The organism is Streptomyces sp. NPDC127084 (assembly GCF_042724175.1).
Lineage (GTDB): Bacteria > Actinomycetota > Actinomycetes > Streptomycetales > Streptomycetaceae > Streptomyces.
On sequence record NZ_JBHXFA010000023.1, the window covers coordinates 1 to 3,057 of the forward strand.

General features: G+C 65.5%; 3 protein-coding genes. All 3 read left to right on the forward strand.

Translation table 11 applies throughout. The annotated features are described in order from the left end of the window. Window positions 1-678 precede the first annotated feature (678 nt). The 3 genes from ACFWI9_RS08255 (at window position 679) to ACFWI9_RS08265 (ending at window position 2,974) form a co-directional block, all read left to right on the forward strand. On the forward strand, window positions 679-1,053 hold the full coding sequence (locus ACFWI9_RS08255; protein WP_387159840.1) for a hypothetical protein: 375 nt from the start codon (window positions 679-681) through the stop codon (window positions 1,051-1,053). 68 nt (window positions 1,054-1,121) lie between these two features. After that, window positions 1,122-1,679 (forward strand): hypothetical protein, encoded by a 558-nt coding sequence (locus tag ACFWI9_RS08260; RefSeq protein ID WP_387159842.1) that lies wholly within the window; start codon window positions 1,122-1,124, stop codon window positions 1,677-1,679. Between the two features lie 116 nt (window positions 1,680-1,795). Then, window positions 1,796-2,974 carry a DUF932 domain-containing protein gene (locus tag ACFWI9_RS08265; RefSeq protein WP_387159844.1) on the forward strand — a complete coding sequence of 393 codons (1,179 nt, stop codon included), beginning with the start codon at window positions 1,796-1,798 and terminating at the stop codon, window positions 2,972-2,974. Window positions 2,975-3,057: the final 83 nt, after the last annotated feature.

Sequence of the window (3,057 nt, forward strand, 5' to 3'; positions counted from 1 at the left end):
ATTCCATAACGTGCGTGCCACCGGCACGCGGTTGGGAGGGTGGGTTGGTTTGTTTGTGTGGGTGGGTGGTTGGGGTTTTGGTTGAGGGTTTGTCATGGGGGTTGGGGGTGGGTGGGTTTGATGGGTGTTCGGGTGTGGAGGGGACGGGGGAGGTGGGTGGGGCCCCTCCGGGGCTTGGAGGTGAAAGACCGTGAAGACTCGGGGTTGCCGGGTCGGTGTCCCAGGAACAGAGGGCAGTGCGTGGACGCGGGTCCTGCCCGAGGCACGACCCGCTGACCGCTCCCCCTCCCTCCGGGAGGGGCACCCGGCAGGACCGGACAACGGGGCGCGGAGGCCACCGCCGACGCGCAACACACCAAACCCCCACCCCCATCCCCCACAAGACCCCAGCACCCAACCCACCCACACCACAACCAAGGAAAACAGCAAGGGACACAGAGAGGGGATGTCCACCAACGGTGCGACAGTCAAAGACGGTGTGACCAGCAACGACACGAGCGGACCCGGAACGTCAGCGCAACGCGCAGCGCAACTTCTACCGCAACCTCATAGGCGCAACATCCGGCGCAACACGCAGCGCAACGGGGCTTCCCTCCAGCGCCATGACACACTATTATTTGAAGTCCTGGGGGAGGCGACCCCCGGGAGAACCGCAGAAGACCAACGAAGGGGAAGACTATGGAGATCAAGATCTCTGACGGGATCGTCCGGCGGGTTCAGGGCGGGAAGGACGCGCCCATGACTGGCCTTGCCGTTCGGGCCCGCACTATCGCGAACTTCCTGCCTCTCGTGTGCCAGCGTTCCGGGGCGAAGATCGTGCACAACTCGGATCAGAACTACACCGGAATCCGTTTCGAAACCAAAGCTGTCGGTCCGGTGGTTCTGGAAATCCCGACAGGCGACGAGCCCTATCGGCTGGTTCAGGAATTCATTGACCCGGACAAGGAAGGTCGCATGGCCGTTGAATTGCGGCGATTCCCGCAGATCTACAAGCCCCAAGGAATCGCATTCCTCACAGCCGAATTCCTCCGGTCGCGCGGGTTCCTGAGCTGACGCACATGGGGCGCCCTAGGAGGGCGCCCCATTCCGCCCAGGTATCACTGACAGGAGGAAGGGAAATCATGGAAGAAACACAGATTGCAGCCCCTACTCAGAAGCTCGGGGCCCCGCTCACGCTCGCAGAGAAGGAGCAAGCCCGATATGCGCTGCGTGAGTTGGTGCGCAGCAAGCGTGACCCGAAAGCCCTGAGGATGACTCAGGAGCAGTTCGAGATGGTTCAACCGTTCTTCGAATTGGGTTGGGCCATGGGTGTACGCACCGGTCACACGGGACGAGCGGTGGCTGATGTGCCGGTGGATCGGCTGACGGTGTACCGCGCGATTCTGAACGTGGTCGGCGACGGGGCCTCAGATCATCTTGCGCTCGCGGTGGCGCGGAGTCTGGCCCCGCATAGTGCGGGTCCGGTGCTGTGGCAGAAGGTCAGGTACCACGGCAGCCTGACACGACGTCATGGTCTCTACTGGGTGAAGGCGATCAGGGCTGAAGCCGATCCGGTCGGCGGCGCTCACAGCGTCTCCTACGACCTGTGCGAGGTGATCGGCGGCATTGCGGTACCGGCTGTGACGAGGGTGCGGCGCCAGAGCCTGACTCCGCTTCCCGAGCATCGCGCTGCGGTCTAAGTGTGCAGGTCAGGGGTGGGTTTACCTACTCCTAAAACACACTATTATTGAAGTTGTCGGGGGGCGGTGGCTCCGCCCCCCGACCCGCAGAGACCAACAGCAAAGGGGAACACCGCATGACTCAGCAGTTCGCCGAGCGCGTTACGCACGTCGCCACCACCGGCGCCCGCAACGCCGACCTGTCCGACCTGGTCCGCATCCTGGAGGACGGGCAGCACCGGAAGCTGGACGTCATCGCCCCCGCGTCCGCGCTGCGGATGCGGGAGGGCAATGTCCACGTCGAAGGCGTCGAGTCTCTGATCACCGAGGACGGTGTGACGGACGTCGATGGCATCTACCGGCCCACCGCCGTTGCCGACGAGGGGATCTCTGACAAGCTCCGCATCCCGTTGGCCTACCTGCGCCGCATGCGCGCGGAAAACGTTCCGCTGCTGGACGAGAACGTCAACGCGTGGCTCCGCGAGGGCCCGGAACGCCGCTTCATGCTCCGCGCGTTTCGGGGCGAGAGCAGCCCCGGTATGCCCCCCAGCGTGGGTGCGGCCCGCGCGCTGCTGTCCGACAGCTACAAGTTGATGGACAACCTCGACATGCTGGTGGCTGCCTTGGACGGGGTGGAGAAGTCCGGGCACCCCACCCGGATCACAGGATGCGACCTCACCGACCGGCGCATGTATGTGCGCGTCGAGTCCGAAGCAGTCGCGATTCAGGCCCGCAACCTGCTGCGGGGCTACCGCTCCCCGTTCGACGGACGCAGCGGTGACGAACTCCCGCTGATCAACGCTGGATTCGTCATCACCAACAGCGAAGTCGGGGCCGGGGCGTACACCGTCACCCCGCGTGCCACCTTCCAGGTGTGCAGCAACGGCATGACCATCACGAAGGACGTCATGCGCGCCGTGCACCTTGGAGGCAAGCAGGAAGAGGGTGTCGTGTCCTGGTCCGGCCAGACCCAGCGCAAGACACTTGAGCTGATCACGTCCAAGACCACGGACGCCGTACGCACCTTCCTGTCACGGGAGTATCTCGAAGCCAGGATGCACGAGATGGAGGCCGCCGCCGGGAAGCCGCTGGACGAGCCGACGAAGACAATCGAGCACGTCACCAAGTCGCTCAGCATCGGCACCGAAACGAAGGACCGGATCCTTTCCCACTTCATCCGAGGCGGTCAGATGACCGCCGGAGGCGTGATGCAGGCCATTACGTCGACCGCACAGACCCTCACCGACGCCGACCAGGCCGCCGCCCTGGAAGCGCTCGCGCTGCCCGCCCTCACCGCCGCAGCCGCGCACGGCTGACAGACCCCCGTGCGGCCGGGCACCCCCCCCCCCCCCCCCCGGGCCCCCCCGCCCGCGGCCGCGGGCGGCCCCCCCCCGGCCCG

Excerpts from the sequence above, each read along its gene's own strand:
- ACFWI9_RS08255 (WP_387159840.1), top strand. The coding sequence starts at position 679 with ATGGAGATCAAGATCTCTGACGGGATCGTCCGGCGGGTTCAGGGCGGG.
- ACFWI9_RS08265 (WP_387159844.1), top strand. The coding sequence starts at position 1,796 with ATGACTCAGCAGTTCGCCGAGCGCGTTACGCACGTCGCCACCACCGGC.
- ACFWI9_RS08260 (WP_387159842.1), top strand. The coding sequence starts at position 1,122 with ATGGAAGAAACACAGATTGCAGCCCCTACTCAGAAGCTCGGGGCCCCG.